General features: G+C 65.4%; 27 protein-coding genes. 15 read left to right on the plus strand and 12 right to left on the minus strand.

Annotated features, from left to right (window positions below):
* The first annotated feature begins 4 nt into the window (after positions 1-4).
* Positions 5-1264, plus strand: coding sequence for a cytochrome P450 (locus HPC46_RS06425; protein WP_179467985.1), 1260 nt, complete (start codon positions 5-7; stop codon positions 1262-1264).
* Here HPC46_RS06425 and HPC46_RS06430 read toward each other — a convergent pair.
* Positions 1261-2031 (minus strand): hypothetical protein, encoded by a 771-nt coding sequence (locus tag HPC46_RS06430; RefSeq protein ID WP_179467987.1) that lies wholly within the window; start codon positions 2029-2031, stop codon positions 1261-1263. The genes HPC46_RS06425 and HPC46_RS06430 overlap by 4 nt on opposite strands.
* 196 nt (positions 2032-2227) lie before the next feature.
* Here HPC46_RS06430 and HPC46_RS06435 point away from each other — a divergent pair, with 196 nt between their 5' ends.
* The 8 genes from HPC46_RS06435 to HPC46_RS06470 are packed head-to-tail and all read left to right on the plus strand — an operon-like array spanning position 2228 to position 10157.
* Positions 2228-2632: an SCP2 sterol-binding domain-containing protein gene (locus HPC46_RS06435; RefSeq protein ID WP_179467989.1), complete on the plus strand. Its 405-nt coding sequence runs from the start codon at positions 2228-2230 to the stop codon at positions 2630-2632.
* A 4-nt stretch (positions 2633-2636) separates the two neighbouring features.
* Complete coding sequence (locus tag HPC46_RS06440; RefSeq protein WP_179467991.1) at positions 2637-4181, plus strand: acyl-CoA synthetase; 1545 nt, start codon at positions 2637-2639, stop codon at positions 4179-4181.
* Entirely contained in the window at positions 4178-5455 is a 1278-nt protein-coding gene (locus HPC46_RS06445; protein ID WP_179467993.1) for a cytochrome P450, read from the plus strand. Before HPC46_RS06440 ends, HPC46_RS06445 begins: the two co-directional genes overlap by 4 nt.
* 11 nt (positions 5456-5466) lie before the next feature.
* Positions 5467-6258, plus strand: coding sequence for a coniferyl-alcohol dehydrogenase (locus HPC46_RS06450; protein WP_179467995.1), 792 nt, complete (start codon positions 5467-5469; stop codon positions 6256-6258).
* Positions 6259-6269: 11 nt separating this feature from the next.
* Positions 6270-7646, plus strand: a complete 1377-nt coding sequence (locus HPC46_RS06455) for an aldehyde dehydrogenase family protein (RefSeq protein ID WP_179467997.1) — start codon at positions 6270-6272, stop codon at positions 7644-7646.
* Entirely contained in the window at positions 7646-7837 is a 192-nt protein-coding gene (locus tag HPC46_RS06460) for a ferredoxin (protein ID WP_179467999.1), read from the plus strand. Before HPC46_RS06455 ends, HPC46_RS06460 begins: the two co-directional genes overlap by 1 nt.
* Positions 7838-7875: 38 nt before the next feature.
* Positions 7876-9468: a 4Fe-4S binding protein gene (locus HPC46_RS06465; protein WP_179468001.1), complete on the plus strand. Its 1593-nt coding sequence runs from the start codon at positions 7876-7878 to the stop codon at positions 9466-9468.
* The gene (locus HPC46_RS06470) at positions 9468-10157 is read left to right on the plus strand and encodes a hypothetical protein (RefSeq protein WP_179468003.1); all 690 of its coding nucleotides are present in this window, start codon (positions 9468-9470) and stop codon (positions 10155-10157) included. Before HPC46_RS06465 ends, HPC46_RS06470 begins: the two co-directional genes overlap by 1 nt.
* Here HPC46_RS06470 and HPC46_RS06475 read toward each other — a convergent pair.
* From HPC46_RS06475 to HPC46_RS06500, 6 genes are all read right to left on the minus strand, one after another.
* Positions 10147-11304 (minus strand): acyl-CoA dehydrogenase family protein, encoded by a 1158-nt coding sequence (locus tag HPC46_RS06475; RefSeq protein ID WP_179468005.1) that lies wholly within the window; start codon positions 11302-11304, stop codon positions 10147-10149. The two genes, HPC46_RS06470 and HPC46_RS06475, sit on opposite strands and share 11 nt — an antisense overlap.
* A gap of 1 nt (position 11305) precedes the next feature.
* A complete protein-coding gene (locus tag HPC46_RS06480) occupies positions 11306-12457 on the minus strand; it encodes an acetyl-CoA C-acetyltransferase (RefSeq protein ID WP_179468007.1) in 1152 nt (383 codons plus the stop codon).
* Positions 12458-12576: 119 nt separating this feature from the next.
* Positions 12577-13245, minus strand: coding sequence for a TetR/AcrR family transcriptional regulator (locus tag HPC46_RS06485; protein WP_218893801.1), 669 nt, complete (start codon positions 13243-13245; stop codon positions 12577-12579).
* A 3-nt stretch (positions 13246-13248) separates the two neighbouring features.
* The gene (locus HPC46_RS06490) at positions 13249-13920 is read right to left on the minus strand and encodes a TetR/AcrR family transcriptional regulator (RefSeq protein ID WP_179468009.1); all 672 of its coding nucleotides are present in this window, start codon (positions 13918-13920) and stop codon (positions 13249-13251) included.
* Between the two features lie 52 nt (positions 13921-13972).
* Entirely contained in the window at positions 13973-14458 is a 486-nt protein-coding gene (locus tag HPC46_RS06495) for a CAP domain-containing protein (RefSeq protein WP_179468011.1), read from the minus strand.
* 12 nt (positions 14459-14470) lie between these two features.
* Entirely contained in the window at positions 14471-14833 is a 363-nt protein-coding gene (locus tag HPC46_RS06500) for a DUF732 domain-containing protein (protein ID WP_179468013.1), read from the minus strand.
* Positions 14834-14930: 97 nt separating this feature from the next.
* Here HPC46_RS06500 and HPC46_RS06505 point away from each other — a divergent pair, with 97 nt between their 5' ends.
* From HPC46_RS06505 to HPC46_RS06515, 3 genes are all read left to right on the plus strand, one after another.
* A complete protein-coding gene (locus HPC46_RS06505) occupies positions 14931-15317 on the plus strand; it encodes a hypothetical protein (RefSeq protein ID WP_179468015.1) in 387 nt (128 codons plus the stop codon).
* A 7-nt stretch (positions 15318-15324) separates the two neighbouring features.
* Positions 15325-15717: a DUF4267 domain-containing protein gene (locus tag HPC46_RS06510; protein WP_179468017.1), complete on the plus strand. Its 393-nt coding sequence runs from the start codon at positions 15325-15327 to the stop codon at positions 15715-15717.
* Positions 15718-15899: 182 nt separating this feature from the next.
* On the plus strand, positions 15900-16346 hold the full coding sequence (locus tag HPC46_RS06515) for a nuclear transport factor 2 family protein (protein WP_179468019.1): 447 nt from the start codon (positions 15900-15902) through the stop codon (positions 16344-16346).
* Between the two features lie 16 nt (positions 16347-16362).
* Here the strand turns inward: HPC46_RS06515 and HPC46_RS06520 are convergent, their stop codons facing one another.
* Entirely contained in the window at positions 16363-16986 is a 624-nt protein-coding gene (locus tag HPC46_RS06520; RefSeq protein WP_005141503.1) for a TetR/AcrR family transcriptional regulator, read from the minus strand.
* 90 nt (positions 16987-17076) lie between these two features.
* On the opposite strand from HPC46_RS06520, the gene HPC46_RS06525 reads away from it, so the two are divergent.
* Both HPC46_RS06525 and HPC46_RS06530 read left to right on the plus strand, forming a co-directional pair.
* Complete coding sequence (locus HPC46_RS06525) at positions 17077-18603, plus strand: flavin-containing monooxygenase (RefSeq protein WP_325096583.1); 1527 nt, start codon at positions 17077-17079, stop codon at positions 18601-18603.
* Positions 18600-19448: an alpha/beta fold hydrolase gene (locus HPC46_RS06530; RefSeq protein ID WP_179468021.1), complete on the plus strand. Its 849-nt coding sequence runs from the start codon at positions 18600-18602 to the stop codon at positions 19446-19448. The genes HPC46_RS06525 and HPC46_RS06530 overlap by 4 nt, the downstream gene beginning before the upstream one ends.
* Before the next feature lie 14 nt (positions 19449-19462).
* On the opposite strand, the gene HPC46_RS06535 is transcribed toward HPC46_RS06530, so the two are convergent.
* Genes HPC46_RS06535 through HPC46_RS06550 form a run of 4 tightly spaced genes read right to left on the minus strand, consistent with a single transcriptional unit; the run spans position 19463 to position 24705 of the window.
* Positions 19463-21289: a sulfatase family protein gene (locus HPC46_RS06535; protein ID WP_179468023.1), complete on the minus strand. Its 1827-nt coding sequence runs from the start codon at positions 21287-21289 to the stop codon at positions 19463-19465.
* Positions 21282-22277, minus strand: a complete 996-nt coding sequence (locus HPC46_RS06540; protein ID WP_179468025.1) for a VOC family protein — start codon at positions 22275-22277, stop codon at positions 21282-21284. Before HPC46_RS06540 ends, HPC46_RS06535 begins: the two co-directional genes overlap by 8 nt.
* Positions 22274-23134 carry an alpha/beta fold hydrolase gene (locus tag HPC46_RS06545; RefSeq protein WP_179468027.1) on the minus strand — a complete coding sequence of 287 codons (861 nt, stop codon included), beginning with the start codon at positions 23132-23134 and terminating at the stop codon, positions 22274-22276. Before HPC46_RS06545 ends, HPC46_RS06540 begins: the two co-directional genes overlap by 4 nt.
* Positions 23131-24705 carry a bifunctional 3-(3-hydroxy-phenyl)propionate/3-hydroxycinnamic acid hydroxylase gene (locus HPC46_RS06550; protein ID WP_179468029.1) on the minus strand — a complete coding sequence of 525 codons (1575 nt, stop codon included), beginning with the start codon at positions 24703-24705 and terminating at the stop codon, positions 23131-23133. Before HPC46_RS06550 ends, HPC46_RS06545 begins: the two co-directional genes overlap by 4 nt.
* 105 nt (positions 24706-24810) lie before the next feature.
* On the opposite strand from HPC46_RS06550, the gene HPC46_RS06555 reads away from it, so the two are divergent.
* Positions 24811-25446 carry a TetR/AcrR family transcriptional regulator gene (locus HPC46_RS06555; protein WP_179468031.1) on the plus strand — a complete coding sequence of 212 codons (636 nt, stop codon included), beginning with the start codon at positions 24811-24813 and terminating at the stop codon, positions 25444-25446.
* Positions 25447-25588: the final 142 nt, after the last annotated feature.

Below are 25588 nucleotides of genomic sequence, written 5' to 3' on the forward strand. Positions count from 1 at the left end.
GCCGATGACGAGCGCACCGGCCATTCCGGATCTACTGTCCGCGGAGAATCTCGCGAATCCGTGGCCCGGCTACCAGATCCTGCGCGACCACTATCCGGTCTTCTGGCATGAGCCCAGCCAGAGCTGGGTGATCAGCCGTTATGAGCACATCAAGCCGCTCGTCAAAGACCCACGGCTGACCCATGAGTACCTCCAGGACATCCTCGGTGTATTCCTGGGCGACGCACCGGTGATGGTGGCGATGGAGGGCCGCCAGCATGCGTCGCGCCGCAAGCTGGTCGGTCCGTTCCTGAACGGTAAGGGACTCGACGCCTTCGCCGCGACGATCGAACGGCAGGCGCGGACCACGTTGGAGCCGGTCTTGGAGCGCGAGCGGGCCGCGGTCGCCGCAGGTTCACGGGAGCGCGGCGGGATGGATTTCGTCACGGAGTTCTCGCGGGTCTTTCCGGTCTCGGTGATGTGCGATCTGATGGCGTTGCCGCCGGAGGATCACCACAAGTTCGAGGACTGGTACAACGCGTTCATCCTCTGCCTGGGCAACATTCAGGGTGATCCGCAGTTGTTCGAGGACGGCATGCGGGCCAAGCGGGAATTCGGCGAGTACATGCTGCCGCTGATCGCATCGCGTCGCGGAGGCGACGGCGAGGATCTGATTTCGGCACTGTGCCGGGCCGAACCCGATGGCGACGGTGTGCCGATGGACGATGAGGAGATCCGCACGATGGCGGCGCTGATGCTGCTTGGGGGAGCCGAGAACACCGATCACCAGCTGGCCCAGCTCGTCCACGCACTAGTGGAGCACCCGGAACAGCTGCAGGCGCTCAGGGATGACCGCAGCCTGATGTCCGCCGCAATCGCTGAAGGGTTGCGCTACAACGGCATCGTGCAATTCATTCAGCGGCTGGCGGTCGAGGACGTCGATGTCGACGGGGTCACCGTTCCGGAAGGTGCGATGGTGACCCTGTTCTTCGCTTCAGGCAATCGCGATCCCCGCCGGTTCGCCGACCCCGATACGTTCGACATGTTCCGCACCGACAACGACGTCACCAAAGCCTTCGGCGGTAACGCCGAACATCTCGGATTCGGAGGCGGTCCGCACGTGTGCCTGGGTATGCAGACGACCAAGCTCGAGCTGGAAACCGCCGTGAACCTGCTGCTGGACAACACATCGGATCTTCGGTTGGCCGACGGCTACCGACCCCAATGGACGGGGGTGCTCTCAAGGGCGCTGTCGTCTCTTGAGCTCACCTACACACCGGTCTAGGTGCCGGGCGCGGTATCCGCAATCGCCGTGAGGTCTTCGTCGGCTTCCTGCTTGATGGCCCGCAGAAGAAACACCGTCATGACCAGATACCAGATCCCGAAAACGGCTGCGGGAATCCAGAATCCGATCACTCCGGTCCAGGCGAACGGTCCGGACTTGAAGAACAGGATCATGCTGGCCGGCAGCAGCAACACCGCGACCCACACGTTGTAATAGCCTAACCAGCGCGGGAACACCGGTTCGGCTCGCCGGTCGGTGAACACCGCCAGTGCCAGGGCGCCCAGCTGGCCGATGAGTGGTGGCCACGGCAGGATCAGCATCTCGTAGGACAAGTCGTTGACGAGTTGGGTCAGTTCAGCCGCGCGCTCGGGGCGAAAGGCATTGCCGGCGAACAACAGGATCGGGATGATCAGCACGACCGTGACGATCAGTCCGGAGGCGAACTGCAGGACGGACAGGATCGGGGTTCGCAGTTCGGTGCGGCGCATCTGCATGCTGATCGCCAGGGCGAACGGCAGGGTCAGAAAGGCGCCTGCCATCGCGATGATCAGCCCGATGCGGTGCAGTGTCGGATTGGTGCTGTAGGCCGCCGCGACCTCGGCGGCTGAGTCGCCGGGCGGGATCAGTGGGATGAATCCGCCGAGCAGACCCCAGCCGCCGAACAGGCACAGCACGAACACCGGGCCGCACCAGGTGCAGAAGACTTGGATCCGACGGGACTTGTCGATGTCGCCGCGCAGGTCTGCTGGGGTAGTGGCGGTACTCACGACCTGACCCTACCGCCGCAATAAATCAAAATTCAATGATGAAAGACTGTTCACTACCGCGGCCGCGGTGTCGACGCAGATGGCCTTCCGCAAGTTGACTGGCGGGCGGCGGGATGTGACGATGCGCATATCAGATCCTGTCGATGTTGTACTCTTTGAGGTACAGTTTTGAATCGAAAATAAATTAAGGAGAACGATGGGGTTCACCGACTCTGCCGAGGTAGCGAAGTACATCGGCGGCATCTTCGAGGCCGCATTCGAAGACCCTGAGATCGGTCCGAAGCTCGAAGCGACCGGTCTGGTGGTCGCGTTCGACTTCACCGACCCAAAGGCTGTCGTCGTGATCGACATGGCCAACAAGACGACCCGTGAGGGTGTGGCGGGCGGCACCGCGCCGATGGCCACCATGTTCATGACCGCCGACACCGGAAACGCCTACTGGCAGGGCAAAGTGAACCTGCCGCTGGCCATGGCCAAGAAGAAGATCACGGTCGAGGGCAATGTGGCGAGCCTGCTCAAGCTTGCGCCGCTGGGCAAGAAGCTCTATCCGACCTATATCGCTCGGCTCCAAGGCGACGGCCGCACCGACCTGATCGTCTAGCGCCATGTATCCGGGAACCCACGCAGCCACCGACCCCAGCCGGCCCGCGGTCATCATGGCCGGCACCGGCCGCACGTTGAGCTATGGCGAACTTGATGAGCGCTCGGCCCGGCTGGCGTCGGCGTTGCGTGAGCTGGGACTACGACCAGGCGACGTGATCGCCGTGCTCAGTGACAACACCACCGAGGTATTCGAGACCTACTGGGCGGCTTTGCGATCGGGGCTCTACATCACCCCGGTCAATCGGCACCTTACGGCCCCGGAGGTGGCTCACATCCTGGCCGACAGTGGCGCACAAGTGCTGTTCGCCTCGGCAGCCCTCGACACGCTGGCCCGCAGCGCCGCCGCCGAGGTCCCGGACCTGCAGCACCGCTATGCATTTGGCGGCGCGATCAGTGGTTTCGACTCTTACCGTGAGCTCTACGAATCGGCAGATCGGATCTCACTGGAGGAGCAGCCGCGCGGGGCGGAGATGCTGTACTCGTCGGGCACGACGGGTCATCCCAAGGGGATCAAACTGGCCCTGCCCGCGGTGGCCATCGACGAGCCGGGCGCCGATCTGATCGCCTTGATGCTCCAGCACGTCTTCGCTGTCACCAGCGCCGACGTCTACCTCTCGCCGGCGCCGATTTACCATGCGGCGCCGCTGAAGTGGTCGGCCGCGGTACACGCCATCGGTGGCACGGTGGTCATGATGGAGAAGTTCGACCCCGCCGCGGCACTGGCCGCCATCGAGCGCTACCGAGTCACCGTCACCCAGATGGTCCCCACCATGTTCGTGCGCCTGCTGCAGCTCCCCGAGGAACGGCGGTTGGGTTACGACGTCTCCTCGCTGCGGCTGGCCGTCCACGCCGGAGCGCCCTGCCCGCCCGAGGTCAAGGACGCGATGATCGGTTGGTGGGGACCGATTTTCACCGAGTACTACGGAGCCACCGAGAGCCACGGCACGACCGTGATGTCGAGTGCCGAATGGCAGAACAAGCGGGGATCGGTGGGCAGGGCAGTGCTCGGGGTCGCGCACATCTGCGACGACGACGGCCACGAATTGCCCTCCGGCGAGGTCGGACTGGTCTACTTCGAACGCGATCAACCCTCGTTCAGTTACCACAACGACCCGGAGAAGACCGCGGGGTCGCGGCATCCGGCACACGAGAACTGGGCCACGGTGGGGGATATGGGCTACCTCGACGAGGACGGCTACCTGTATCTGACCGATCGCAAGTCCTTCATGATCATCTCCGGCGGCGTGAACATCTATCCGCAAGAGGTCGAGAATGTTCTGGCGTTGCACCCCAAGATCTTCGACGCCGCGGTGATCGGGGTACCCGACGCCGAGATGGGTGAACAGGTCAAGGCCGTCGTCCAGCTGCGCGACGGGATCAGCCCGTCCGACGAGCTGGCCGCCGAGATCATCGGCTATGTACGGGATCGCCTCGCGCACTTCAAGGCGCCACGCTCGGTCGACTTTGTCGACCAGCTACCGCGCTCGGAGACAGGAAAACTCGTGAAGAGAATTTTGAAAGCCCGCTACGTGGAGGCATCAGCATGACCGTCCAACCCGACACCGCGCCGTCGACCGACACCACACGGCCGCCGTATGACCCGGTGAGCATTTCGTCGCTGGAGTTCTGGGCGCAGAGTTTCGACGATCGGGAGAAATCGTTCAAGATCCTGCGCGACGAACGTCCGGTCAGCTGGCACCGCCCGATCGAGGGCTCCATGATGGAGCCCGAGATCGACGGTGTCTGGGTGGTCACCCGGCACGAGGACGTCTGCTACGTCAGCAAGAATCCCGAGATCTTCTGCTCCGGGCAGGGCATCACCTTCGAAGCGGTTCCCGAAGAGATGCTGGACGCCATCCAGTCGTTCCTCGGCATGGACGGTGCGAAGCACTCGAGCCTGCGCAGGCTCGTCAGCTCCGTCTTCACCCCGCGTCAGGTCACCAAGATCAAGGACCAGATCGAGCACCAGGCCAAAACGATCGTCGACGACCTGCTCACCACGAAAGAGGGCGACTTCGTCGAGCAGGTCTCCAAGCGACTGCCGATGTGGACGATCTACGACATGCTCGGGCTCCCTGAAGAGCAGCGTGACGAGGCAGCGCAGCTGGCCGAGGGCATGGTGGCCTGGGCCGACCCCGCCGTCGCGGCGGGACGCGAACCGGCCGAGGTGCTCACCGATTCGATGGTCGGGTTGCTCGAGATCGGCATCGGCCTGGCCCAGGCCCGGCGGGAGAAGCCCGAGAACGACCTGATGACGTCGTTGGTGCAGGCCGAGGTGGACGGCAGGAAGCTCACCGACGACGAACTCGGCCCGTACTTCGTGCTGCTGTCGGTGGCCGGCAACGACACCACCAAGACCACCACCACCTTCACCACCATCGCGCTGGACCGGTTCCCCGAGCAGAAAGCGTTGCTGCAGAGGGACTTCGATGGTCACATCAAGACTGCAATGGAGGAGTTCGTCCGGTGGACCACCCCGGTCATGACGTTCCGGCGCACCGCGACCCAGGACACCGAGCTGCACGGTCAACACATCCGCAAAGGCGACTGGGTGACGATGGCGTATTCGTCGGCCAACCGCGACGAGCGGGTGTTCACCAATCCCTACGAGTTCGACATCACCCGCACGCCCAATCCGCACGTCGGATACGGCGGGGGCGGGCCGCACTACTGCATGGGTGCCTTCATGGCGAAGATGCAGCTGGAGTCGATCTTCCGCGAGTTGATCGTGCGCGCACCGAATCTGCGGGTCGGTGAACCGGAATACCTGACCGGAAACTTCATCACCGCCGTCAAGCATCTGCCCTACACCCTCGACTAGGAGACACCGACATGGCTGACTTTTCCGGGCGACGCTACGTCGTCACCGGCGCCGCCTCCGGGATCGGCCACGCCGTCGCCGAACAACTGCTGGCGCTCGGCGCCGAGGTGACGAGCCTGGACCGCAACACCCCGACCGCAGCCGTGCACACCCACATCGAGGTGGACCTGGCCAACCCGCGCAGCATCGACGCCGCCCTGGAACAGCTGCACGGCGAGTACGACGGATTGATGAACGTCGCAGGCATTCCGGGCACCGCGGCCGGAGAGCTGGTATTCGCCGTCAATTCGCTTGCGGTGCGCCATCTCACCGAAGCGTTCTTCGAACGGCTGGCGCCCGGCGGTTCGGTGACGATCGTGTCCTCGACCGCCGGATTCGGCTGGCCCGAGCGTCTGGGGCCGATCCGCGACCTGCTGGCCACCGACACCTTCGAGGAGGGCGCCGCCTGGTTCAAGGCCAACCCGCAGCAGGGCAATGCGTACAACTTCTCCAAGGAAGTCACCACCGTCTACACGCTGTCGATGGGTCTGGCCATGGCGCAGATGGGCTTCCGGATCAACGCCGTCCTGCCCGGTCCGGTGCACACCCCGATCCTGGTGGACTTCGAGGAGTCCATGGGCAAGGACACCCTCGACGGGCTCGAAGAGCTGCTCGGCCGACACGCGCAGCCCGGTGACATCGCCGAGGTGGTGCTGTTCCTGGCCTCCGATGCCGCGCGTTGGGTCAACGGGCAGGCGATCGCCGTTGATGGCGGAATCAGCGGGGCGGTCGCCTCCGGCGTCGTTCCTGCGCCCGAAATCTGAGTACGGCCTTGATGATTCACGAGGTCGCACCGCGCACCACCGGTCAGGTTCTCACGGATGTCCGCCGTGTCTTTGCTGCCGGGCGCACCCGCTCGCTGGACTGGCGGCTGAGGCAATTGCAGGGCATCGAGCGGCTGTGCGACGAACGTGAAGCCGACATCGCCGAGGCGCTGGCGGCCGACCTCGGCCGCACCCCGGTGGAAGCGTGGCTGGGTGACGTCGCGTCGACGAAAGCCGAAGCGGCGTTCGCGCGCAAGCACCTGCGGAAATGGATGACCCGCCAGCGGGTTTCGTTGCCGATAGCGCAGCTGCCGGGCCGCGGCTGGATCCAGTACGACCCGCTGGGCGTGGTGCTGGTGATCGGACCGTGGAACTATCCGTTCTACCTGCTGATGGGTCCCGTCGTCGCCGCGGTTGCGGCAGGCAACGGCGTTGTCATCAAGCCGTCCGAACTCGCTCCGGCGACCTCTGCGCTGGTTGCGCGTCTGGTGCCGCAATACCTTGATCCAGAAGCGATCCGAGTCGTGGAGGGCGACGCCCAGACCACCCAGGATCTGTTGGCCTCGGGATTCGACCACGCGTTCTTCACCGGTGGTACCGAGATCGGCCGCAAGATCATGACCGCGGCCGCCTCGACCCTCACCCCGGTCACCCTCGAGTTGGGTGGCAAGAGCCCGGCCATCGTCGCCGGGGATGCCGATGTGGACGTCACCGCCCGACGGCTGGCGTACACCAAGCTGATCAACTCCGGACAAACCTGCATCGCCCCGGACTATGTTCTCGCCGATGCAACCATCGCCGACGAACTGGTGGCCAAGATCGTCGCCAACATCGCGGAGTTCCGCAATGCGCCGTCGCTACCCATCGTCAACGAACGGCAATTCGACCGGCTCACAACGCTGATCGAGACCACCAGCGGCACCGTGGTCGCCGGCGGCGGGTCCGACCGTACCGGGCTGCGCATCGAGCCCACCGTCATCGTCGATCCGTCGCCCGGCGACCCCGTGATGGCCGACGAGATATTCGGTCCCATCCTGCCGGTCATGCGTGTCGAATCCGTCGACACCGCTGTCGAATTCGTCAACTCGCGGCCGAAGCCATTGGCGCTGTATGTGTTCACCAAGGACTCGGGGGCGGCGCGTGACATCATTGACCGCACGCCATCGGGTGGGGCTGTGGTCAATCATGCGATGATGCACTGCCTCGTTCCCCAGCTGCCTTTCGGCGGTGTCGGAGCCAGCGGAATGGGTGCCTACCACGGCAAGTGGGGGTTCGAGGCGCTGTCGCACCGGCGCGCGGTGCTCGCCAAACCGAGCCGGCCGGATCCGTCGATCGTCTACCCGCCGTACAGCAATCGCGCGCTCAAGCTCATGAGGAAGTTGTTCTGATGCGGGTGCACGTCGACCGGACCAAGTGTTCGGGAATCGGATTGTGCGAGCTGACCGCCCCGGCGATCTTCGAGATCGGCGACGACGGCCAGTCGCACGTGATCGACCCCGATCCACCCGAATCCGAGCGGAGCGCTGCCGAGGAGGCGGTTTCGAACTGTCCGACCGGAGCCTTGTCGATCGAGAACTGATCGACCCCGTTTCGCGCACCACCACCCAGGAGTATGTCGTGGCATTCGTGATCACCCAGAACTGCTGCACCGACGCCAGTTGCGTGCCGGCGTGTCCCGTCGACTGCATACGGCCGGTGCCGGATCCCTCGGGTGTGGGCAACCAGATGCTGTACATCGATCCCGCCGCATGCGTGGACTGCGGGGCCTGTCTGCAGGTGTGCCCCGTCGGTGCCATCTACTACGAGGACGACCTGCCCGAGGGGCAGACGAAGTTTCGGGACATCAACGCCGAGTTCTTCGACCGGCGGCCACTGGAGACCCGTGCAGCGCCGCCCGTGGCGATCCGGCCGGCCGTCGAGTCCGGTGCACTGCGGGTCGCGATCGTCGGATCTGGCCCGGCGGCCTGCTACGCCGCTGCCGAGCTGTTGGAGAACGACGGCGTCGAGGTGAATGTCTTTGAGCGACTGCCTACACCGTTCGGGCTCATCAGGTCTGGCGTGGCTCCGGACCACCAGCGCACCAAAGACGTCGTCGGCATCTTCGAACCGGCGCTGGGTGGACCGGGTGCAGGGTGCTACTTCAATGTCGCGGTCGGCCCCGACATCAGCCACGACGAGCTCTTGGCCCACCACCACGCCGTTATCTACGCCGTCGGCGCCACAGCCAGCAGCAGTCTGGGCATCCCGGGCGAGCAACTGCGGGGTCATCACGCCGCCGCCGACATCGTGGCGTGGTACAACGGCCATCCCGACCACGCCGACGACGACGTGGACCTCGACTCACCTCGCGTGGTGATCGTCGGCAACGGCAACGTGGCGCTCGACGTGGCCCGCGTCTTGCTCATGACACCGGATACCCTCGCACACACCGATATCGCCGATCACGCGTTACGCCGCTTGGCTGCTGGATCCATCGAAGAGGTCGTCATCCTCGCTCGTCGCGGGGCCGCCGACGCGGCGTTCTCGGTCGGTGAGTTCCTGGCGCTCGGTGAACTCGACGGCGTCGACGTCGCCGTCGAAGGCGAACTCGGTCATCGTCCCGACGACGACTTCGAGGCTGCGCTCAAATACGACCTGGCCGCCGAGTACCGCGACAGGCCCGCCACGTTCGGAAACAAGCGACTGGTCTTCCGGTTCTCCACCACGCCCGTCGAGCTCATCGGGACGAAGCGCGTGCAGGGCCTGCGTGTGCGGGAGGGGGAGCGCGAGGAGACCATCGACACCACCCTCGTGCTGCGGTCGATCGGCTACCGCGGGACCCCGGTTGCGGACCTGCCCTTCGACCCCTCCCGTGGGGTGGTACCCAACGCGGGTGGCCGGGTGGTGGCCGACGGGCAGGCGGTGACCGGCGTGTACGTCACCGGCTGGATCAAACGCGGGCCCCGTGGGGTCATCGGCACCAACCGCGGGTGTGCGCACGAGACGGTCAACGCGTTGTTCGAGGATTTCACCGCCGGCCGGCTCGCGCGACAGGTCGGCCCGAATAGTGACGTGGACGCGCTATTGGCCGAGCGGAACGTTCCCGTCGTCGACTGGCTAGGCTGGCGGGCGATCGACGCCGCCGAGCGCGACCGAGCCGCCGACAGTGGGCGTCCGCGGGTGAAGTACTGCGACCCAGCAGAATTGGTGGCCGTGGCCCGGAGACAGTGATGACCCCCACCCGCAACCTCATGCTGCTGGTCTGGACCGGGCCAATCGGCATCGTGTTGGTCCTGCTCGGGTGGATGATTTTCGCCGGATTCCTGCCGCCACCGTCGCCGACGATCACCGGCGGGGGCCTCACCGAGCTGTGGTCGGATCACAGTAACCTCAAGCGCGCCGGCATGGTTCTGTGCATCTGGGGTGGGAGCATGTATGTCCCGTTCACAGTTGCGGTCGGAATTCTGTTGCGCCGCAGTCAGTCCGAGCATTCGGTGCTGGCCACCGCGCAGACGGCCCTCGGTACCTTCGGGACGGTGTTCTTCACACTGAACTTTGTGATCCTGTCCGCGGTCGCCTACCGCCCCGACCTCCCGCCGCAGGTGCTCCAGCCGCTGCATGACCTCGGCTTCATCATGACGTTCTCGCCGGTCGCGCCGTTCACCTTCCAGTACTTCGCCGTTGGTGTGGCAATCCTGCAGGACACCTCGCCGCGACCACTGTTCGCGCGTTGGGTCGGCTACGCCAACCTCTGGGTAGGCCTGCTCCTGATTCCGGCGTGCGCGATCCCGTTCTTCAAGACCGGGCCGATGGCCTGGAACGGGGTCCTGGCGTTCTGGATCCCGGTGGCGGTCTTCGTGGCCTGGTTCTTCATCATGTTCGCCACCATGCGCCGAGCGGTGAAAGTGGTCAGCGCGTAGAGCCGGCGATCTCGCGGCCGATGATTTCCTTCATGATCTCGGTGGTTCCGCCGTAGATCGTCTTGACCCGGGTGTCCAGATACGCTCGCGCGACCGGATATTCGGTCATGTAGCCATAGCCGCCGTGCAACTGCAGGCAGCGGTCGATCACGCGCTTCTGCAGCTCGCTGACATACCACTTGCCCTTGGCGGCATCCACCGGTGTCAACTCGCCTGCGTTGTAGGCCAGCACCGAAGTGTCGACGTAGGCCTGCACGATGTCGATCTCGGTACCCATCTCGGCCAGTTCGAAGCGCACATGCTGCTTGTCGGTCAGCGGGCCGCCGAACGCCTGGCGGGATTGGCAGTAGTCCACGGTCAGCTCGAAGATCGCGCGTGTGGTGGCGATCGCCTCCGCGGTCACCCCGAGGCGCTCGCGCGGCAGATGACTCATCAGGTACTGCAGGCCGCGACCGGGCTCGCCGAGCAGGTTGGCCGCCGGGACGACCGCGTCGTGGAAGAACAGCTCCGCGGTGTCCTGTCCGGGCAGGCCGATCTTGTCGAGCTTGCGTCCGCGTTCGAAGCCGGGCGTGTCACGTTCGACCACGAACAGGCTGAGATCGCGGGAGCCGCCGGTGCTGTCGGTGCGGGCGGCCACGACGACGACGTCGGCCATGATTCCGCTCGAGATGAAGGTCTTCTGGCCGTTGAGGATCCAGTGATCGCCGTCGCGTTGGGCGGTGGTACGGATGCCGCGCAGGTCGCTGCCCGCACCGGGCTCGGTCATCGCCAGCGCGCCGACGACCTCACCGGCGACGAACCCGGGCAGCCAACGCTGCTTCTGCTCGTCGTTGGTGAGATCGAGCAGGTAGTGCAGCACGAGATCGTCCTGCAGACTGATCGTCACGCCGAAGGACAGGGCGTTGACCCTGGCGATCTCCTCGCACACCACCATGCGGTAGCGGTAGTCGGGTTCGCCTGCTCCGCCGTACTGCTCACCGATCTGCAGCGCATAGATGCCGGCCTTGGCCGCACGCGCGAACACCGAACGATCGATCCACCGATTCTCGTCCCAGTCCTGTTGGTGTGGAACGACTTCACGGGCCAAGAACTCCCGCACGGTCTCTCGATACGCCTCATGGTCGGGGCCGTACAGCGAACGTTGCATCTCAGAGCCGTTCGATGATGGTGACGTTGGCCTGTCCGCCGCCCTCACACATCGTCTGCAGACCGTAGCGACCGCCGGTGCGCTCCAGCTCGTGCAGCAGGGACGTCATCAGTCGTGCGCCGGTGCAGCCGATCGGGTGGCCCAGTGCGATGGCGCCGCCATTGGGATTGACGGTATCGGGGTCTGCCTCGGTCTCGGCCAGCCACGCCAGCACCACCGGTGCGAAGGCCTCGTTGATCTCGACGGCGTCGATGTCGGCGATCGACATTCCGGTGCGCTTCAAGGCATGCTGGGTCGCCGGGATGGGGGCGGTGAGCATCATCACCGGATCCGCACCGCGCACCGACATGTGGTGAATCCGGGCCCGGGGAGTCAGATCGAAGCGGTCGACGGCCGCCTGCGAGGCGATCAGCAGTCCGGCTGCACCGTCGGAGATCTGGCTGGCCACAGCGGCCGTCAGCACGCCGCCTTCAACCAGCGTGGGCAGGCCGGCCATCTTCTCCAGCGAGGTGTCGGCCCGGGGGCCCTCGTCGACGCTGAGGCCGGCGTACGGGGTGATCTCCCGCTCGAAACGGCCCTCGGCGATCGCGGCGAGTGCACGCTGGTGGCTGGCGAAAGCGAAACGTTCGTTATCCTCGCGCGACAGCTTCCACTGTTGCGCGATCAGTTCCGCGCCGCGGAACTGGGAGATCTCCTGATCGCCGTAGCGGTCCAGCCAGCCCTGGCAACCGGTCCAGGGATCCACCGATCCGAACGGCTCCCCGGCGCCGAAGGCGCTGAGGATCGGGTACTGGCTCATCTTCTGCACGCCGCCGGCGACAATGAGATCGGCCGTACCGCTCATCACGCCTTGAGCGGCGAAATGCACTGCCTGCTGGGCGGATCCGCACTGGCGGTCGATCGTCACACCGGGCACGGACTCGGGCAGACCCGCGGCCAGAGCGGCCGTGCGGGCGATGTCGCCGGCCTGGGAGCCGATGTTGTCCAGGCAGCCGAGAATGACGTCGTCGATGGCCGCCGGATCGATGTCGTGACGCCCGACGAGCGTCTTGATCACGTGTGCTGCCATGTCGGCTGGGTGCACGCCGGCCAACCCGCCCTTGCGCTTGCCGACAGGGGTGCGGACAGCGTCGATGATGAATGCCTCAGTCACCCGATTAATTTAACATAGAATCAAAAAACACGGGAATCGGCTGCCCAGCGTGCGACGTCCCGTCGACGATCGTCAATGGCTTCACCGATGATCCGCACGCTCGACGTGCAGAGGAGCGGCTAGCGAGAGGAGCGCTTGCTCCGGGCGGTGCTTCCGGCGGTCGGGCTGATGCCACTGCGCACGATCGCCTGGGCGTTGGCGACAATGGTGTCGAGAGATCCGCGTTTCGGGTCCCACCATTCCGCCGCCCAGTTCAATGCGCCCAGAACAAGACCCCGCACAACCCTCGGATCGAGGTCGGCGCGCATCTCGCCGTCGGCCGTTGCGTCGTCGAACAGGCGTTGCCAGATTCGCCCGTAGGCCGCACTTTCCTTCTGCTGCCGGGCGCGGAGGTGCTCGGGAATCTGACCTGAGTTGCGAATCGTGGCCGTCGCATAGTCCGAAAGCTCCAGCTCATGGCGCAGGTGAGCTTCCACCGCCGCCATGATCCGGTCCAATGGCGGGGTGCCGGCCGGCAACGCGTCGAGGGTCTCCTGAAGGTGCCGGCGCATATCGCTGATGCCGCAGAACATCACCTCTTCGATGAGGTCCTCGCGGGAGGGGAAGTAGTAATAGATCGCCGGCGCCTGCAGCTCGGCGTATTCGGCGACGTCGGACAGGCGCGTCCCGGCGAAGCCCTTGACGCTGAGCACGTGCGCCGCGGCGTCGAGAATGCGCTGGCGCGTGCGTTGAGACTTCGACTCGCCCTCGGAGTCGGCAGAAGCACTCGCCGCGGATTTTCTAGGCATCGTTCAATGATATTGCCCAGGCGTCGGCCCAGTGGAAAGGCCATGCCGGATAAGGCATTGGGCGTTGGCCACGACGGCCTCGATCGAGCCCCGACGGGGATCCCACCATTCGACCGCCCAATTCAACGCGCCGAGGACCAGCATCTGAGCCACGTAGGGGTCGAACTCGCGGCGCAGACCGCCTTCTCGAGACAGATCATTGAGCAGACCACGCCACACCTCGCCGTAGCGTTCCTCCTCGCGGATCTGGCGTTTGCGGATCTCCAGCGGAACCTGGCCGGCGTTGCGGATCGCGGCGGTCGTGTAGTCGGAGATCTCCAGCTCGTGGCGCAGGTGGGCTTCGGCCGCAGCCAGAAGGCGATCCAAGGGCGCGGTTCCGTCGGGCAACGCATCCAGCGCCGCGATGACGTGTTCGCGCATGTTGGCGATGCCGGCCCACATGACTTCTTCGATGAGCTCGTCGCGGGAGGGGAAGTAGTAATAGATTGCCGGCGCCTGCAGTTCGGCGCTGGCGGCGACATCGGTGAGGCGCAGCCCCGCGTATCCCTTGCTGGACAACACGTGCGCCGCGGAATCCAGTATCCGGGCTCGAGTCAGTGCCGACTTGGATTCGGCGCCGGCATCATCGGTCGCAGCGGCGGCGGCATGCCGTGAAGAAGAGGTCCGCCTGGCCATCGCAACATGATAGGGCCAGCTGCGACGCGGGCGGTCGCATAATCGATCGTTATCAGGCCGGCTGGCCGTAAACCGCCACCAGAACCGAGCGGTCGAGGCTGTTCACCGACCAGACACCGATCGCGGTGTTCGCGCAGTCGGACATGATCGCGAAATCCGCGGGGTCGTAATACCACTGGTTGATGACGTCCATGTTGTTGATCGCCAGTGCCGGGTTGATGGCCACGGTCTGGGCGACCTTGCCGTTGAAACCGGCTGCGGCAGCACGGCTCTGCGGGGTGGAGCCGTCGGATCCGAGATCGCCGTCCAACTCCCGGTTGCCCAGGACATCGTTGGCGTGCCACTCCGCGGCCAGCGTCAGGGCGGGATTCTTCTTGATGTCCGTGGAACACCCGGCCTGGTGCTGGACGGTGTAGACGTTGGCGACCACCCCGTTGTTGAGGCGGGTGTTGTCAGCGTGTGCAACCGGTGCGCCGGCAACTGCCAGCAGCGTCGTCGCGCCAACCGCGCCCGCGGCTTGGATAGCTTTTCCTAGCAACGTCTTTCCTTCCTATGCGGACGGTACGTAGCCGCCCGCGGACTGACGGAGCTGCCAGATCGCGGCCGGGCACAGTTCCTGAGCGGACTGGCTGATCAGATACGACGCCTGGAATTCGTCGCTGGTGTTGAAGTCGGCCTTGATGGTGTTGACCAACTGGCCGTAGCTCACCCCGGAGTTGATCTGGTCGCAGACGCCATTGCCGTAGGCCAGCGCGGCGTCGGCATTGGGAAAGTTGTAACCCGGCCGGACGGTGACGTTGATCAGATAGCCGATGTTGTCGGCATGGGCAGGTTGCGCGGTGGTCAGCACGCCCACCGTGCCCACGGCGGCCACGGTGCCGGCAATCAGCAGGCGGGTTTTTGAGCTAGGCATTCCCATATTGTCCCATGGTTGATCGGCGCAGGTCGGGGAGTACTGGCGATCCGCGGAATATACATCGACGCACCCCCCGGTGATCTAGTATTCGGCCATGATTCGGCCGACCTATGTGGTGTCGATGGCTGTCGCGCTGGTGTTTGCCGGCCTGACCGGAGGTGCGGTTGCGCACGCCGGCCCACTGCCACCATGCACGTACACACTCTCGCCGCCCGAGGTCGGGCCCAGCGGGGTCACCGCCACCGCCGAACTGGCCGGCTGCGGCCCGGCCGGTGGCGGGTATTCGGCAGTCGCCTGCCTGCTCGGCGCCGACGGGGTCACGCACTGCGCCCAGGCCCGCGGCTCGGATCCCGCCGTGATCTCGGTCCCGTACCAGCCCGGTACGACCTACATTGCGACCGGCCGCGGCTGCCCGGTCTGGCTCGGACAGAACGTCGCACCCGACTGCCAGATCCTCGGCCCGCTCAACGCGACTCTCTAGGACGACCATGGCGATCGACAAGGCCGCGGTTGTCGCGGGCGGGATCCGACTGGCCTCGGGTGTGCATTTCCTCGTGGACCCGATGGGCGCCAACAAACTGTGGGGCGAGCCGAACGACCCCGGCCCGTCGGCGCGGCTGTTGCTGCGGTCGATGGGCTACCGCGACGCGCTGATCGGCGGACTTCTGCTGTCGGCGGGGCTTCGCGGCCGCAATACCCGCGGCTGGTTCCTGGCTTCCGGCGGAGCCGATGCGGCTGACCTGCTGGGCGGCTCGAGCGTGCACAGCGACCTGACTCGCGGGCAGCAGATCATCGGACTCGGCGGTGCGGTGGTGGGCATCGGTGTCGGCCTGTGGGGCGCGACGCGCCGCCGCAAGCCTGCGCCTGAGGTAGCTGCGTAGGTTCGGCGGGCAGGACCGGGTAGCACCAGCGGAATTTCGGCGCGCGCAGCAGCTGTGGTGGCGCGTGCCGCCGTCCTGCGCGCCGGTGGCCCGGTGGGCGTTCACCGAGGGGACCTGGGTCGGCGACTGGCACGACCCGATCGACTATCAACATTTCGAGCACCGGTGAATGGGGAGTAGCGATGGACCTGTGGGAATTGGTGGCGCGTGAGCGAATTCGCGACACCCTCGCGTTGTACAACTGGTCCGGTGACGCGGGGCGTGTCGAAGAGTTGACCCAATCTTTCTGCCCGGACGGCGAACTCGAGGTCCGCGGCACCGCTGCCGCGACGGGCCGGGCCGCGATCGCGGAGTTCCTCGGTGGCGTCGCTTGGGCTCCGGCGGGAACCGCATCGAAGCCCGCGGTCAAGCGGATCGTCCGGCACACCCTGACCAACATCCGGTTCACCGAACTGACTCAAGAGCGTGCGCAGGTCTCGTCGTATTTCACGGTGTTCACCGAGGTCGGTCTGGACCACTATGGGCGCTACCGCGACGTCTTCACCCCGGTCGGTGACGCCTGGTTGATCGCCCACCGGTTCGTCTCGACCGACTGGCGTGCGCCGAACTCGACGATGGCGCCGCCATAGGCGGTGTCGTGATCGCTCAGGCCGACAACCCGGACGCCATGGCCTCGCCGAACGCGACCAGCCCCACCTTGCCGATGCCCAGAATCGCCTCGTCGAAGTCGTTGTTGTCCCGGTAGGACAGCTCCAGCATGCGGTCGGCCATCTCGACGGCCACCAGCATGGCCCGCCGATCGGTGTCGACGGGGATCAGCCCGGCGGCGAGCAGGATGTCGTGCAGCCGATCGGCCAGGGTCTGCATCCGGGCGTGCACATGTTTGGTGACAGTCGGTGAGGTGCGCCCACCCATCCACAGCCCGGCTGCGCCGGGATGCTTGCGGTAGTAGTCGACGTGCAGGTCGAGCTCGTTGTTGAGCAGTTGCGCGATCGAGGTGATCGTCCAGGTCTGCTCGGCTGCCACGCATTGGGCGTCGATCTCGGCGCAGTGCCGCTCCATCAGCTCGTCGAGGATGGCGTCGCGATCGGCGAAGAACCGGTACAGCGAGGGATAGGACACCCCGGCGCGGTCGGCGATCGAGCGGGTGGTGACAGCGTCCACGCCGTCCTCGTCGGCGATGGCGGCCGCGGCATCGAGAATGCGGGCCACGGTCTGCCGGCTGCGGGCCTGAACTGGGGCCCGACGCGGGATCGACGCCGTGGTCATCACATACCTCCTGGGAAGCCTTGACAGCTGTGGGCAAAACTATAACACTATTCACGTTATAGTTTCTACGCTCGAACCGGAGAATGCCCGATGACCGTGAACTCGCTCAACCAGGCCCGCCCGACCCAGCCGCTGCGCGGCCACGTCGACGTCCTGATCGTCGGTGCCGGAATCTCCGGCCTCGGGATGGGGCACTATCTGGTGACCGGCCAGCCCGGTAAGACCTTCGCGATCGTCGACAGCCGCGAGGCCATCGGTGGCACCTGGGACCTGTTCCGGTATCCCGGCATCCGCTCGGACTCCGACCTGCACACGTTCGGTTACGAGTTCAAGCCGTGGACGTCCGACAACGCGATCGCCGACGCGCACGAGATTCTCGACTACCTGCACGAAGTCATCGACGAGGACGATCTGGCACGCCGGATCTACCTGCAACACAAGGTGATCCGAGCTGATTTCGACTCCGCTGACGCGCAGTGGACCGTCACCCTCGAACGCGCCGGTGAGCAGTTCGAGGTGACGTGCGACTGGCTGTTCGGCGCTACCGGGTACTACGACTACGCCGGCGGGCACCGGCCGGTATTCGACGGCGAAGAGGACTTCGAAGGGGTGATCGTCCACCCGCAGGCCTGGCCGGAAGACCTCGACTACAAGGGCAAGAAGGTCGTCGTCATCGGCAGCGGCGCGACCGCGGTCACGTTGATTCCCGCGATGGCCGACGACGTCGAACACATCACCATGCTCCAGCGTTCGCCGACCTATGTGATGCCGCTGCCGCGGAAGGATCCGATCGCCAACACGTTGCGAAAGGTGTTGCCGGCCAAGGCTGCCTACGCCGCGACCCGCCGCTTCAACATCGGCAAGGGACGGTTCATCTACAACCTGTGCCAACGTCATCCCAAGCTGGCCAAACGCATCATCCACTCGATCAACGTCAAGGCGCTGCCTGAGGGCTACGACGTCGATACGCACTTCAAGCCCTCGTACAACCCGTGGGATCAACGCCTGTGCGCGGTGCCCGACGCCGACCTGTTCCGGTCGGTCGGCCGGGGGAAGGCCGAGGTGGTCACCGACCGCATCGTGCGCTTCACCAAGAACGGCATCCTGCTGGAGTCGGGCACGACGCTCGAGGCCGACATCATCGTCACCGCAACCGGTTTGAAGCTGCTTCCGCTCGGCGGCATCCAGATCGCGGTCGACGGCGAGGTCAAGGACCTGCACCAGTCGCTGGTCTACAAGAGCTTCATGCTCTCCGGCATCCCGAACCTGGCGTTCGCCTTCGGCTATACCAATTCGTCGTGGACCCTCAAGGTCGGCCTGGTGTGCGAACACCTCTGCCGCATGCTGGGTTACCTGGACCGGCACGGCTACACCACGGTCGTCCCCGTCGTCGACAACCCGCTGATCGAGAAGCGCCCGATGCTGGACTTCTCCGCCGGCTACGTCCAGCGGGCGGTGGACCTGTTCCCGCAGCAGGGCACGACCGGGCCGTGGACCGTCGAGATGGACTACTGGTCGGACCACGCCCGGCTACGCAAGGGTGCCGTCGCCGACCCGGCGCTGCGGTTCAGCACCGCGGTTCCGGTGAAGGCGGTGTCGGGGCTGGCCTCAGCGTGAGTCGCACCGCGTTCATCGATGTTGACGGTCGACGTACTCGCGTTCGGGTCGACGGCGATCCGGACAATCCACCGGTCCTGCTGGTGCACGGGATCGGACGCAGCATGGACGACTGGGCGCCCCAGTACGAACGGCTGGCGCAGACGTACCGGACCATCGCCCTCGACGTGCCCGGCTTCGGCTTCTCCGAACGCCCCAGGGAGGCAATCACATTGCCGACCCTGGCGCGTGGAGTCGCCGCCACCCTCGACGCGATGGGCGAGACCCGGCCGGTCCACCTCGTCGGCAACTCGCTCGGCGGGGCGATCAGCCAGCAGCTGCTGGCCACACAGCCCGAGCGGGTCGCCAGCCTGGCGCTGATCAACAGCGCCGGATTCGGCAGCGAGGTCACCCCGCTGCTACGGATGCTCACCGTGCCGGGACTCGGCGCGCTTGGCACTCGCCGGCCTACCCGGATGAGTGCTCGGGCGTTCGAGCGCGCCATCCACGCCGACAAGGCGGTGGCCACCAAGGAGCGCATCGACCACGCGCTGGCCATCGGGGCTCAACCCGGGGTTGGTGCTGCTCTGCGGGAAACCGCACTCGCCCTAGGCACACCGCGCGGGGTGAAGCCGCAATGGCGGCGCGAACTCGCCGCTGCGGTGGCGCGAACACCCCGGCCGACGCTGATCATGTGGGGTTCGCAGGACCGCATCCTGCCCGCCCGCCACATCGACGAGGCGATGCGGGTGTATCCGCACGCCGAGGTGCATCTGCTCAACGGGGTCGGCCACATGCCGCAGATCGAATGCCCGACGCGGTTCGCCGACCTTCTGCTGCCGTTCCTGGCGCGTGCCGCGGGCTGATCAGCGGGTGCGGCTCAGAGATCCATTCGGTCGATTTGCCAATCGATGTCGCCGAACTGGGGCATCTCGCGTCCGTCGTCCACACCGATTTCGGTTTTGATCACCGCCTCGAGCTTCGCACTGGCCGACAGCACCAGATCGCTATGCTCACCCTTGGTCGCGGCAAGGTTGGTCATCTCTGCGGGATCGGACTTCAGATCGAACAACTCGACGTCGTTGAACCGGTACAGGTCGTCGAGATTGGTCGGCACGTTGCGCTGGGCGGGTGTGAAGTATCGGCTGAACTTGTATCGGCCATCGAACATCGTCCGTAGGCTGCCGCGCTTGGTGAGATCCGGCCGGAATCCACTGGTCTGCATCAGCTGTCGTGGATCCTGGCCCGCGGCTTTCGCCTCGGCGAACAGCTTCACCGCGTCGCTGTCGTTGGTCGCCAAGCCGCTGTAGGTGAAGAGCACGCTGTCCCGAACGGAATGGACGTCGGCGTTGCCCGGATTGGACAGCGCCGCGCTGAAGTCCTTGCCCGGCAGTGCTCGACCGGCCAACTCGTCGGCTTTGGCCGGGGCCACGCCCACCATCGCCAGCAGACTCGGCACCAGATCGATGTGACTGGTCAGTGTGTTCAGGTGCTGTCCGCCTGTCACGTCCGGGTGCACGACGTGCATGGGCAGGTGAATCGACTCCTCGTAGGCGAACGGGCCCTTGCCGCGCAGTCCGTGCGCACCGGCCATCTCGCCGTGGTCGGAGGTGAAGACCACGATGGTGTTGTCGCGCAATGCGAGATCGTCGAGTTCGCCGAGCAGCAGGGACATCTGCTGGTCAACGGAGCGGATGCTGTTCAGGTAGAAGTCGGTGAAGCGTTGCCAGCGGTCCGGTTCGGGCGGAATGGCACCCAGGGTGTAACCCCAGGCTTTCAGGAATTCGCCGTGGGCCCGGGGGCGCCCCGATTCGTCCATCGGTTGCTCGAGGCTCGCAGGAAGGGCGACGTTCCAGTGCTGCTGATACAGGGCGTGCTCGGGCGCCCGTGCGGCGTGCATCAGCAGCTTGCCGGTGTCCTGCACGTTCTCACCGGGCTTGTCGGTGTTGAAATACATAATGTCGTGCGGATTGATCAGACTTACGAACAACGCCCACGGTTTGCCGTCATCGGCCATCGGCCGCCCCGTGTTGCGCAGCCATGACTGCGCGCCGGCGGCGATCACTGAGTCCGAGGTGTAGCCGCCCAGGTCATGGGCCAGCGAGTCGACCGGTAATCCGAAGTCCGAGAAGCCATAAGCGTCCATGCGGTCGGTCAGAACATGCTGAACCGGATCCCGGTCGAAAGCGGCGTCGAGGTGCCATTTTCCTTGATAGGCGGTGTAATAGCCGGCTTTACGCAGCAGGTGCCCGATAGTAGGAACAGCGGTGTTCATGGCCTTCACGTAGGGCAGGTCGGCATTCTCGAACATCCCGTTGTCGGGAGTTTGCAGTCCTGTCAGCAACACCGCGCGCGAGCTGGTACACATCACTGCCGAGCTGTAGTGGTTGTGGAATGTCACGCCTTCCTCGGCCAGCCGCTCCCGGGCCGGAAGGGACATTCCGGACGGCCAGTTCGCGAAGTAGCGTTCCTGGTCGGTGAACACAAACACGATGTTGGGATGTGAACCACGTTGCGGAGCAGCTGGTTTCGTGATCCACGGCGTTGACGCGGCGGGTGTCGTCGTGGTGCTCGAACCGCAGGATGCCAGCAAGGGGACAGCCGCGGCGCCACCGGCGGCGAGTGCCAGGAACCGGCGCCGCGACGGGCCCGGGGTGGTCGAGTCGATCTGATGGGTGCTGATGAGGTGGGCTTCCTGTTCAGTCATCGGCGATGCCGGCTCCGGCCAGAGCGGGCACGGTGGGTTCGCGGTATAGCACTGAGTGCACGCCGGTCTTGAATCGCTCGAACGTCTCGACGATCGCCTGCCCCTCGGGTGTGTGACCCCAGATGCTGATGCCTTGGTGAGTGGTTGGCTCCCAGGTCGATTCATCGACGACGATCGGATTCCAGCCGACCTCCCATTCGAACCCTGACGGGCTGACGGCGTAGAACGACAGTGTCTTGTCGTTCGGGTGTTGGCCGACCGATAGCGCCATGTCGAAGCCGAGGTCTTTCACCCTCTGGTAGGCCGAGGTCATGTCATCGAGTTCGGCGACCTGGATATTGCAGTGTTGGATTCTCGTGCGAATCGGGTTGAGCGGCAACCGGTTCACGGAGAGGATCGCCACGGTGTGATGGCGCTCGTTGACCCGCAGGAACCGGATCTTGCACTTCAGTCCGCTGATCGTCTCGTCGATGTAGTCGGACAGCCGCGCGTCGAACACCGTGCTGTAGTAGCCGCGCATCTGGTACGGCTTCTTGGTGGTGATGGCCACGTGGCCTAGACCGCCCTCACCGGTGACGAATCCACTGCCGGCCAGTCGTAACGGCTCGGCGGCGGCGCGCGGATTCACGTAGATCTCCTGCGTCAGCCCATTCGGACCGGGGAACCGCGCGAATCGCTCGACCCCGCGCAAGGCGGCCTCCTCGGCGGAGCCTTCGTTCACCGTCACTCCGTGGCTGCGCACCCTTGCCTCGATGGCCTCGAAGGTGTTGTGGTCGTCGAGCTCCCAGCCCAGTGCGGTGGTGTCCTCGGCGGGGCCCTTGCGCAGCAGGAAGCGGCAGGTGTTGTCGTCGAGCCGAAATCGCATGGCTTCGCTCGAGGTTTCGTCGACGTGCATGCCGATAGCGTCGCGACCGAACCTACGCCAGTCGGCGAACTTCTCGGTTTCGATGACGAGATAGCCCAGGTGGACCTTGCCGAAGACGTTCACGCGATGGCCCAATCCGATTCAGGGGAGAGGAACTCGGCGACCAGGCGGTTGAACAACTCCGCTCGTTCCCACTGCATCCAGTGTCCGGTGTGGGAGGTCATGACCAGCTCGGCATTGGGCATCAGGCGCTGCAGTAGCGGGCCGCCGGAGGGCCGGTTGACCTTGTCGTCGCGGCCCCACAGCACCAGGGTGGGGTTGAGTAGCGTCGCGAGGCGGTTGTCGCGGGTGAGGTCCATCCGCCACAGCGTGCGCAGCCCTGACGGGCGCTGTAGCGGCGGATCGGCCACCACCTCCGGGTCGAGGGATGCCTGGTAGCGCAGCTCGATCAGCTCGTCGGGCACCGCGGCGCCGTCGTAAACCAGGTAGGTGCGGATGAACGCGGCCAGCTTCTCGCGGCTCGGCCCGTCGCCGCCGTAGTACGACAGAAGGCTTTTCAGCCCCTCGGTGGGCAGACCCCGGGTGGTACCGATCCCACCCGGGCCCATCAGAACGAGCTTCCCGACTCGCTGCGGGGTGTCCAGTGCCAGCCGCAACGCCGCGGCCCCGCCGTAGGAGTTACCGACCAGATGCGCTGACAGCAGACCTAGCTCGTCGAGCAGGCCACGGATGGTGTCGGCGAGATAACCGAACGGATCGCTGTGATCGACGTGCTTGCTCGACCGGCCATACCCGGGCATGTCGGGCACGATGACTCGGTACCGGCCCGACAGGGCGTCGATATTGCGCGCGTAGTTCGACACTCCCGAGGCGCCGGGTCCGCCGCCGTGCAGCATGACAACCGCTGGGCCCTTGCCTTTTTCGGCGACGAAGATGTCTTTGCCGTTGACGCGGACGATGTAATCGGAGGTTACGGTCATGCGAGGTCCTTCGCTCGGACGGCTGGGCTGGTGAACCCGGCTGGTGGTGGGGGTAGCGGTTGGTCGGCGCCGGCGGCGGCGTAGATGAATCCGTCGGGCCGGACGACCACGACCGCGGCCTTCTTGGTCTCGAGCCAGGCGGTCAGTGCGCCGTCCCGGTCGACGATGCGGTCAGCGCCCGGGGTGCCGCCGGATGCAACGACTCGGTAGGCAGGTACGCCGGCCGAGCGCCACTCGTGCCATGGGCGCCCAGTGCCGGTGTGCAGCACGGCCCATCTGCTGCCGACCACATCATCGAAGCGCACCCGGTCGCCCTTTTCGTCGATCACCCACGGCTGGGGGATCAGCCAGCCCGCCGCCGGGTTGCCGTTGCGTACGAGCAGGCCGGCGTCATAGCGCGCATCGGGGAGCCAGCGGTGATCACGCAGCCATGTCGTGAAGGCGGGAATCGTGGTGGCCACACGGAGAAGTCGGTTGCGCGCGGCCGCACGGATGGGACTGCGCTCGATGATGATCTCGCCGACTTTCACGGCGCGCTTGGTGACTTCCTTGACGTGCGGCAGCCGCTCGGCCTGATACGTGTCGAGCACCGATTCCGGAAGCGACCCGGCGATGACCGCGTGCAGTTTCCAGCACAGGTTCGCGACATCCCGCACCCCGGCGCACATACCCTGGCCGATCCACGGCGGCATCGCATGAGCGGCATCGCCGGCGAGGAAGATCCGGCCGACCCGCCATCGGTCGGCGAACCGGACGTGATGGTTGTAACAGGCGAAACCGATGATCTCGACGTTGTCCTTCGTGATGCCCTGGTGGGCAAGGACTTTCCAGATGGCCTCATCGGTGAGGAGGTCCTTCTCGTCCTCGTGGTCGCGCACCGGGAACTCCCAGCGATGGTGACCCAGTGGAGTGGGGCAGTCAACGGTCGGCCGCGCGGGGTTGCAGTGGAAGCGCAGGCGATCGTGGCCGGGCCACTCCTGGAGCACTTTGGTATCGATGACGATCCAGCGTTCCGAGTAGGTCCGGCCGGTGAAGCCGATACCCAGCTGTCCGCGAATGGCGCTCGACCCGCCGTCGGCGGCAATGACGTAGGTCGCCCGGATCCGCTTGAACTCGTCGCGGGTGAGATCGGCGAGTAGCAACTCGACCGAGTCGGAGTGCTGGATGAGACGCAGGCACTCGTGCTCGAGGAGGAGTGCGACATTGGGAAAGCGGTCGACGCCCTCCCGTAGGACCCGGTCGACCGCCGGTTGGTAGATGAACTGCTGTGGCGGGTGGCCGTTACCCCGATCGGCGGGGAGCAGTTTGGCGATGGGCACACCGTCCGCGTCGACGAACGTGGCTCCCGCGCCGGGCTGCATATCGGCGTTGAGCTGGTCGGCCAGTCCGACCTGCTGCCAGATCCGCACCACTTCCTCGTCGGTCGAGATGGCGCGGGCGCGGAAGTAGATGTCCGGATCTCGTTCGATCACAACGACATTCAGGCCCATCTGGCCCAGCAGATTGGCGGCGGTGGCTCCGACCGGGCCGTAGCCGACGATTGCTACGTCGTAGGTGGCTGCGTCACTCATGGCTGGCTCTCTTCGTCTGCCGATGTCCGCGTTGTCGGGGACTTGTTCTGTAGTGATCGCTACGGTAATGTAGCGATCACTACAGAGTCAAGAGGTGGAGAGAAGATGGCCACAGCGGACAAACCGAAGCGCCGAACGCGGCGAGTCGATGGAGAGTTGTCACGCACGAAGATCCTCGATGCCGCCACCGAGATTGCTGCCGAGCGGGGTTATGAGGGGACGAGCATCGGTGCGGTGAGCGCCAAATGCGGGCTGCCGGCAAGTTCCATCTACTGGCATTTCAAAGACAAGGACGACCTCATCGCCGCGGTCATCGAGCGCAGTTTCGAGAACTGGCTCAAGGTGTGGCAGCTCCCCGCAGACGGCATGGCGCGAGACCATTTACTGGAGGTGGCGGTCGGTACGGCAAAGGCGCTGTTGGAATCGCCTGACTTTCTCCGGCTCGGCCTGATGCTCGCGCTCGAGCGCAGGCCCGAGGAGCCCCGGGCCCGCGCGATGTTCGTCCAGGTTCGGCGGCAGGCATTCGACGCGCTGTCCAACAGCATCCGAGATATGGAGCTCGGCCTCGACGAAGCCCAGGTCGGACAGCTCGCCACGTATGCGGTCGCCGGCGCCGATGGTCTGTTCATCGCCAAGGAAATCGGTGGCGACGCGGTGGATCTCATCTCCCTGTTCACCCTTCATGGTCAGGCGCTGTACGACACCGCGATGCGGATGGTCGAGGAGAATCGAGCCCGATGACTCTGACGGACAACGAAATCCAGGCAGCTGCCGACATGCTGGCCGTCGCCGATGAGACCGTTGCACCGGTTGAGCAGTTGACGCGGCGATCCGCTCATGGACCTGCGTGACGCATATGCAATACATCCACCCCGGTGATGTT

Origin of the sequence: Mycolicibacterium vinylchloridicum, from assembly GCF_013404075.1 — a bacterium.
Classification (GTDB): domain Bacteria; phylum Actinomycetota; class Actinomycetes; order Mycobacteriales; family Mycobacteriaceae; genus Mycobacterium; species Mycobacterium vinylchloridicum.

What these genes read in the sequence shown, in the direction of transcription:
- HPC46_RS06425 (WP_179467985.1), top strand. Translation starts at nt 5, where the DNA reads ATGACGAGCGCACCGGCCATTCCGGATCTACTGTCCGCGGAGAATCTC.
- HPC46_RS06435 (WP_179467989.1), top strand. Translation starts at nt 2,228, where the DNA reads ATGGGGTTCACCGACTCTGCCGAGGTAGCGAAGTACATCGGCGGCATC.
- HPC46_RS06440 (WP_179467991.1), top strand. Translation starts at nt 2,637, where the DNA reads ATGTATCCGGGAACCCACGCAGCCACCGACCCCAGCCGGCCCGCGGTC.
- HPC46_RS06445 (WP_179467993.1), top strand. Translation starts at nt 4,178, where the DNA reads ATGACCGTCCAACCCGACACCGCGCCGTCGACCGACACCACACGGCCG.
- HPC46_RS06450 (WP_179467995.1), top strand. Translation starts at nt 5,467, where the DNA reads ATGGCTGACTTTTCCGGGCGACGCTACGTCGTCACCGGCGCCGCCTCC.
- HPC46_RS06455 (WP_179467997.1), top strand. Translation starts at nt 6,270, where the DNA reads ATGATTCACGAGGTCGCACCGCGCACCACCGGTCAGGTTCTCACGGAT.
- HPC46_RS06460 (WP_179467999.1), top strand. Translation starts at nt 7,646, where the DNA reads ATGCGGGTGCACGTCGACCGGACCAAGTGTTCGGGAATCGGATTGTGC.
- HPC46_RS06470 (WP_179468003.1), top strand. Translation starts at nt 9,468, where the DNA reads ATGACCCCCACCCGCAACCTCATGCTGCTGGTCTGGACCGGGCCAATC.
- HPC46_RS06475 (WP_179468005.1), bottom strand. Translation starts at nt 11,304, where the DNA reads ATGCAACGTTCGCTGTACGGCCCCGACCATGAGGCGTATCGAGAGACC.
- HPC46_RS06485 (WP_218893801.1), bottom strand. Translation starts at nt 13,245, where the DNA reads ATGCCTAGAAAATCCGCGGCGAGTGCTTCTGCCGACTCCGAGGGCGAG.
- HPC46_RS06490 (WP_179468009.1), bottom strand. Translation starts at nt 13,920, where the DNA reads ATGGCCAGGCGGACCTCTTCTTCACGGCATGCCGCCGCCGCTGCGACC.
- HPC46_RS06500 (WP_179468013.1), bottom strand. Translation starts at nt 14,833, where the DNA reads ATGCCTAGCTCAAAAACCCGCCTGCTGATTGCCGGCACCGTGGCCGCC.
- HPC46_RS06505 (WP_179468015.1), top strand. Translation starts at nt 14,931, where the DNA reads ATGATTCGGCCGACCTATGTGGTGTCGATGGCTGTCGCGCTGGTGTTT.
- HPC46_RS06510 (WP_179468017.1), top strand. Translation starts at nt 15,325, where the DNA reads ATGGCGATCGACAAGGCCGCGGTTGTCGCGGGCGGGATCCGACTGGCC.
- HPC46_RS06515 (WP_179468019.1), top strand. Translation starts at nt 15,900, where the DNA reads ATGGACCTGTGGGAATTGGTGGCGCGTGAGCGAATTCGCGACACCCTC.
- HPC46_RS06520 (WP_005141503.1), bottom strand. Translation starts at nt 16,986, where the DNA reads ATGACCACGGCGTCGATCCCGCGTCGGGCCCCAGTTCAGGCCCGCAGC.
- HPC46_RS06525 (WP_325096583.1), top strand. Translation starts at nt 17,077, where the DNA reads ATGACCGTGAACTCGCTCAACCAGGCCCGCCCGACCCAGCCGCTGCGC.
- HPC46_RS06535 (WP_179468023.1), bottom strand. Translation starts at nt 21,289, where the DNA reads ATGACTGAACAGGAAGCCCACCTCATCAGCACCCATCAGATCGACTCG.
- HPC46_RS06545 (WP_179468027.1), bottom strand. Translation starts at nt 23,134, where the DNA reads ATGACCGTAACCTCCGATTACATCGTCCGCGTCAACGGCAAAGACATC.
- HPC46_RS06550 (WP_179468029.1), bottom strand. Translation starts at nt 24,705, where the DNA reads ATGAGTGACGCAGCCACCTACGACGTAGCAATCGTCGGCTACGGCCCG.
- HPC46_RS06555 (WP_179468031.1), top strand. Translation starts at nt 24,811, where the DNA reads ATGGCCACAGCGGACAAACCGAAGCGCCGAACGCGGCGAGTCGATGGA.